Origin of the sequence: Methanobrevibacter sp. 87.7 (genome assembly GCF_002208625.1) — an archaeon.
Lineage (GTDB): Archaea > Methanobacteriota > Methanobacteria > Methanobacteriales > Methanobacteriaceae > Methanarmilla.
Genome location: NZ_MRCT01000109.1, coordinates 1 through 6,520 on the forward strand (window position 1 = coordinate 1; position 6,520 = coordinate 6,520).

Annotated in this window: 7 protein-coding genes; 5 read left to right on the plus strand and 2 right to left on the minus strand. The window is 27.5% G+C overall.

Features of this window, described 5'->3' with window-relative positions; translation table 11 throughout:
* Window positions 1-146 precede the first annotated feature (146 nt).
* Window positions 147-1,295, minus strand: coding sequence for a DUF763 domain-containing protein (locus BGI41_RS06000; RefSeq protein ID WP_088539494.1), 1,149 nt, complete (start codon window positions 1,293-1,295; stop codon window positions 147-149).
* A 122-nt stretch (window positions 1,296-1,417) separates the two neighbouring features.
* The gene (locus BGI41_RS06005) at window positions 1,418-1,915 is read right to left on the minus strand and encodes a fumarate hydratase C-terminal domain-containing protein (protein ID WP_088539496.1); all 498 of its coding nucleotides are present in this window, start codon (window positions 1,913-1,915) and stop codon (window positions 1,418-1,420) included.
* A gap of 340 nt (window positions 1,916-2,255) precedes the next feature.
* Here BGI41_RS06005 and BGI41_RS06010 point away from each other — a divergent pair, with 340 nt between their 5' ends.
* The 5 genes from BGI41_RS06010 (at window position 2,256) to sucC (ending at window position 6,455) form a co-directional block, all read left to right on the plus strand.
* Window positions 2,256-2,522, plus strand: a complete 267-nt coding sequence (locus BGI41_RS06010) for a ferredoxin family protein (RefSeq protein ID WP_088539498.1) — start codon at window positions 2,256-2,258, stop codon at window positions 2,520-2,522.
* A 181-nt stretch (window positions 2,523-2,703) separates the two neighbouring features.
* Window positions 2,704-3,837 (plus strand): 2-oxoacid:acceptor oxidoreductase subunit alpha, encoded by a 1,134-nt coding sequence (locus BGI41_RS06015; RefSeq protein ID WP_088539500.1) that lies wholly within the window; start codon window positions 2,704-2,706, stop codon window positions 3,835-3,837.
* A 1-nt stretch (window position 3,838) separates the two neighbouring features.
* Window positions 3,839-4,762: a 2-oxoacid:ferredoxin oxidoreductase subunit beta gene (locus BGI41_RS06020; RefSeq protein WP_088539502.1), complete on the plus strand. Its 924-nt coding sequence runs from the start codon at window positions 3,839-3,841 to the stop codon at window positions 4,760-4,762.
* Between the two features lie 21 nt (window positions 4,763-4,783).
* Window positions 4,784-5,335, plus strand: coding sequence for a 2-oxoacid:ferredoxin oxidoreductase subunit gamma (locus tag BGI41_RS06025; RefSeq protein ID WP_088539504.1), 552 nt, complete (start codon window positions 4,784-4,786; stop codon window positions 5,333-5,335).
* 13 nt (window positions 5,336-5,348) lie between these two features.
* A complete protein-coding gene (sucC, locus tag BGI41_RS06030) occupies window positions 5,349-6,455 on the plus strand; it encodes an ADP-forming succinate--CoA ligase subunit beta (RefSeq protein WP_088539506.1) in 1,107 nt (368 codons plus the stop codon).
* Window positions 6,456-6,520: the final 65 nt, after the last annotated feature.

Genomic DNA, 6,520 nt, shown 5'->3' on the forward strand with positions numbered 1-6,520 from the left:
AATTTATACATTTAATTTTAATTATTAAATTCTATAAAAGTTTATTTTAAAAATTAGTTTGTATATTTTATTATTTGAATTTAATAATATTAACTATAATTTAAGTAATTATAATTTTATAAAAAAATAGTGATTAAATTAGATATTTAATTCATATATTTATTTAATCTTTTTATAGCACCTAATTTATCTTTATCATCTAGCTTTGCTTGGTAAAGTGCATCTTTCATTGTTTCTATGGAATTATCATAAGTTTTTCTATCAATAGGATATGGAAAACCGTCTTTTCCTCCATGAGCAAAACTATATTTTACAGGGTCTTTCCAGCTTGCTTTTTCACCATAAATAATATCACTTATTAAAGCAAGAGCTCTAATTTTTTTAGGTCCAATTCCTTTAAGCATTATTAAATCTTCATATTTTTCTGGTTGAATTTCATATGCATTTTTTAGAACTTCAAATTCTCTATCTGAAAGATCCATATTTAGTACTGGATGGTGTTGTGGCATTGTAAATTCTTCTTGATTATTAAACTTACTAAAATCTTCATTTTGTTTCCCAATAAAATCAAAAAGTGTTGTTTGATTTGGATCATTTGGTCTAAAGTATTTTTTTAAATGTTCTGGATTATCATTTATTAAATCAACACTTATTTTTTGGACATTTTTACTTTCTTTTGATGCCATATTCAAAGTTTCTTTTCTTTTTTTATCACAGCTTATTCCAGTATGTGGATCTTCAAGAAATTTATCAAATTCATCACTCATCCAATGATAACGTCTAGCATATTTTGTATTTGTATTCATTCCCTGCTGTACAACTGCCCAATCTCCTTTTTCAGTTAAAAAGAAATTGTGTTGATATAATGTATAATTATCTTGAATACAGGAATTATCTATTTTAGCAGATAATCTTGAACTTTTTACGAGTTTATCTACATCTGATGAGTTAATATTGAATATATCTCCTTCTTTTTCTATTTGTCCAGGTGTTTTACGTGAATTTTCCCCTTTACCTCCAAGTACTGCTATTCCGTGTTCTTCTGGTTTAAGTGCTGCTCTTAATGCTCCACATGTTGTAGTTGTAGTACCTGAAGAATGCCAATCAAAACCAATTACGCATGAAAAACTTTGAAACCAATAAGGATTTGATAATCTTTCAAGTAATTCTACTTGTCCATATTCATCTATAATAACTTCACTTATTGCTTTTGATAATTTTACCATTCTTTCCCATAACCATCTAGGAGTATGGCCAGTATGCATTGGTAAATTTGCAATTCCTTTTCTTTGCATATTTAATCATTCACTATTTCTTATAATATAAATATTCTGAGTCCATTTGAAAAATAATATTTTTATTAATTTTTTAATTTATTTTTATTTATTTTAGTTTAATTTTAGCTTATTGTTTTTTTTTAGAATATACTTTCACCATTAGCAATTGCAACAACTCCAGGTATATTTTTAACTTTTAATTTAAAACAAGCTTCAATTCCTTCTTCTTTAAACATTACACATTCTTTTGAAAGTATGGAATCTGTAAGAAGTGCAGCAACTGGAGGTGAAACTACATATATAGAATTTTCTTTGTTTAATGCATTTTTTGTTTCTTCACTTAATGCTCCTTTTCCAATATGTATTTTTACACCTGCTTTTGATAGTATTGGTATATTTGATTCAATTTCTTTTTTATTAGATGTTGTAGTTGCTATTCCTGCATCACTTACTGCTGTATGCATTATTGCACTTCCTGCTAAATTAATAGGTATTTTTTCATTATTTTTAATCATTTTAGTAATTTTTGGCAATACTGCATCTCTTCCAGTGTATATTGTTCCACTAATTAGAACTTTATCATTTATTTTTAATTTTTTTATTTCTTCATTGGAAATTGGAGTTTTAATTTTTATCATTTTAATCAATTATTTTTATATTTCTTAATATTTATTTTATTTATTTTTTTATTTATTTTTTTAAATTATTCTTTTGTTTTTTAAATAAAAAACTTTCAAATATTTTATAATTTTTGTTAAAATTTATTCTTTAATTTTTAATTTTGTATAATATTTTGTTGATTTTTAAACTTTATTTTAATTTTTGTTTTTTTCATTGTATTTTTTAATTCATTTGTTTTTAATTAAATATTTGAAAATTTAATAAATTTTAATAAATTATTTAAATGTTCAAATTAATATATAATATTAATATATTAGTCAAATTTTTTATTTTTTAAAAAATTTTAAGGAGATTTTTATGATTTATATTGATCCTGATTTGTGTAAAGGATGTTTATTATGTGTAAATACTTGTAATGCGCATGTTTTTACAGTTGCTAAAAAAGCAAACAAAAAAGGAGTCTTTTTACCTATTCCAACTAATGAAAATGCTTGTTTAAATTGTGGAGAATGTGAATTATTATGTCCTGATCAAGCAATTTTAATTGACATTGAGAAACATTGGTGGATGAAAAAAGATAATAATTATGCTTTCAATCCTAATTTCTCAAAAATTAAAGGTTAAATTTATTATTTATTGTGAATATTTTTATTGAAATCTTATTTTTTTAAATACATTTAAATTAAGATTTTAGTATGAAAAGATTTAAAATATCATGATTTATCATGTTGAATTTATTTTTTTATAAATTATAATTTAATTATCAATTTAAATTTAGAAGTTCTACAAAAGAGAGGTTATTAAAATGGTAGAAAAATTATTTATTCAAGGTAATGAAGCTTGTGCACTCGGTGCTATAAAAGCAGGGTGTAGATTCTTTGCAGGTTATCCTATTACTCCTTCTACTGAAGTAGCTGAGAATTTAGCTCGTTTACTTCCTAAATATGGAGGTTCATTTGTACAAATGGAAGATGAAATTTCATCAATGGGTGCAGTTATTGGTGCTAGTTGGGGTGGTTCTAAAGCTATGACTGCAACTAGTGGTCCAGGTATTTCTTTAATGCAAGAAAATCTTGGTTATGCTTTTATGACTGAAACACCACTTGTAATTGTTAATGTTCAAAGAGGTTCTCCTTCTACTGGTCAACCTACTATGGCAAGTCAAAGTGATATGATGCAAGTTAGATGGGGTTCTCATGGTGATTATGAACCTATTGCACTTTCACCTTCTTCAGTTCAAGAATATTTTGACTTTACAATTAAAGCATTTAACTTATCTGAAAAATATAGAGTTCCTGTATTTTTAATGACTGAAGAATCAATTGGTCATATGAGGGAGAAAATTTCAATACCTAAAAGTGTAGATTTAGTTGCAAGAAAAGAACCTACTATGAGTCCTGATGAATTTTTACCATTTAAAAATAGGAAAAATGCAACTAATCCAATGCCTGCATTTGGTGATGGTTATAAAGTTCATGTTTCTGGTTTAACTCATAATGAAATTGGTTATCCAGATACTAATAATCCTAAAACACATGCTGTTTTAGTTAAAAGATTATGTAATAAAATTCTCAAAAATAGAGAAAAAATTACTAGTGTAAAATCCGAATTTACTGATGATGCTGATGTAGTTGTTGTATGTTATGGTGCTCCTGTAAGATCTGTTACAACTGCAGTAAAAGAAGCTCGTGAAGAAGGAATTAAAGCAGGTTATTTAAAAATTAATACTCCATGGCCATTCCCTGATGATGATGTTAAAGCAGTATGTGAATCTGCAAAAGATATAATTGTTCCTGAAATGAATTTAGGTCAAATGGTTCATGAAGTTGAAAGAGTATTTGCAGGAGATGCTGAAGTACATTTATTAAGTAAAATTGGAGGAGAACTTCCTAAACCTAGTGAAGTTTTAAATGCAATTAAATCTGTTGGAGGTAACTAAGATGGTTGATGAAATAGATGAATATACTATTGATGATGATTTTGAAAAACCAAAAAGAGCTAAAGCTCCTTTTATCAAATATTTAAGAGAAGATAGATTACCTCATATTTTCTGTCCTGGATGTGGTAATGGTACAATTATCAATACTTTCTTTAAAGGTATGGAAGAAGCAAATATTGATTTTGAGAATGTAGCTATGGTTTCTGGTATTGGTTGTTCTTCAAGAATTCCAGGATATATAAAATGTGATTCATTACATACTACTCATGGAAGAGCATTAAGTTTTGCAACTGGTCTTAAAGTATCAAATCCTGATTTAGATGTTGTTGTATTCACTGGTGATGGTGATTGTGCTTCTATTGGTGGAAACCATTTAATCCATGCTGCAAGAAGGAATATTAATCTTACTGTTATTTGTATTAATAATAATATTTATGGAATGACTGGTGGACAAATTAGTCCAACTTCTCCTAAAGGAAGTTATGGTTCTACTGCTCCTTATGGTAATAGGGATAAACCATTTCATTTAGCTGAACTTGTAGCAGCAGCTGGTGCAACTTATGTTGCAAGATGGACTACTGTACAAGTAGAAAGTGCTGCTAAATCTATTGAAAAAGGTCTTAAAAATAAAGGATTTTCATTTATTGAAATTGTCTCTCAATGTCCTACATACTTTGGTAGAAAAAATAAAATGAAAACACCTGTTAAAATGATGGATCACATTAAAAATTCAACAATTTATATTAATAATACTAAATTAATGAGTGAACATGAGCTTGCTGATAAAATTGTTGTTGGTGAATTTGTTGATAAAAGTGCTCCAGAATTTACAGATAATCTTCAAGAATTATCTAAAGAAAATTATGGTGATAAAACTCTTAGACGTTCTGCTTTCTTAAAAAATTTTGATGAGAACAAAGAGTAAATAAATATAAGGGATGATATAATGAGGAAAGAAATTAGAATAGCAGGTTTTGGTGGTCAAGGAGTTATTTTAGCTGGTATTATTATAGGGAAAGCTGCTTCTTTATTTGATAATATTAATGCAGTCCAAACTCAATCTTATGGTCCTGAAGCTCGTGGAGGAGCTTCAAAATGTGATGTGGTTATTAGTGATGAAGAAATTGATTATCCTAAAGTTGAAAATCCAGATATTTTAGTTGCTATGTCTCATGAAGCTTTAATTAAGTATATGGTTGACTTAAAACAAGGAGCAACATTAATTATTGATCCAGATATGGTTCAAGAAGATGATATTAAAGATTTCATTAAAGAAAGAGATCTTACTGTATATCATGCTAAAGCTACTGCTACTACAGTAAATGAAATCCATCTTAAAATTGTAGCAAATATTGTAATGGTTGGAGCTATTACAAAAGCAACTGGAATTGTATCTGAAGAAGCTGCACGTAAATCTATTTTAGACAGTGTTCCAAAAGGTACTGAAAATAAAAATATTGATGCATTCGAAGCTGGAATGAGAATAGTAGAAGCTTAAAAAAGGTGGTATTATGAAATTTTTTGAACATGTTGCAAAGAAAATATTTAAAGATAATGGAATAAGAATCCTTAAAGGTCAAGTAGCATATACTCCAGAAGAAGCTGTAGAAGTTGCAACTGAATTAGGGGGACCTGTTGCATTAAAAGCACAAGTTTTAGTTGGTGGAAGAGGTAAAGCTGGTGGAATTCAATTTGCAGATGCTCCTGGTGAAGTATATACCTTAGCAGATGAACTTTTAAATTCTAAAATTAAAGGTGTAAGAGTTAAACATCTTTTGGTTGAAGAAAAAGCAGATATTGAAAAAGAATTTTATATTAGTGTTTCTTATGATAGAAACGTTAAAAAACCTTTAATTATGGCTTCTGCTGAAGGTGGTGTAGAGATTGAAAATCTCGCTAAAACTAATCCTGAAAAAATTATTAGATACTATGTAAATCCTTTAGATGAATTCTTACCATATGAAGCACGTGAAATTGCACGTAAAATGGGTGTAAGATCTAATCTTGTATCTGAAGTTGGAAATACTATATTTAAACTTTATAATATCTTCCAAAAATATGATGCAGAAATTGTAGAAGTTAATCCATTAATACTTACTCCAGAGGGATTATATGCTGCAGATGCAAAACTTATTGTTGAAAACGATGCTGCATTTAGACATAAAGAATTGCTTGATTTAACTGGTCATGAACCAAAACAATTTAGTTTCGTTAAATTAGATGGTGATATTGCAGTTTTAGGTAATGGTGCAGGTTTAACATTAACTGCTATGGATATGATTAATTTATATGGTGGAAAACCAGCAACCTTCTTAGATATTGGCGGAGGATCTTCTGAAGAAACTATTAAAAAGGCTTTAAATTTAGTTTTAAATTATCCTCCTGTAAAAACAGTATTTTTAAATGTTTTAGGTGGAATTACTCGTGCTGATGATGTTGCAAAAGGAGTAATTGATGCACTTAAAATAAGTAAAAGAGAAATTCCTATTGTAATTAGACTTACAGGTACTAATGAAGAAGAAGGTCAAAAAATTCTTAAAGATGCTGGAATTCCTTTTGAAACTTCTATGGAAAAAGCTGCTGAAAAAGCAGTTGAGATTTGTAAATTTTTAGAATAAATTTATTATTAATTAAATTTTTATAAAATTTTATTTTTTAAATTTTATAAGAATAAGTTTATTAT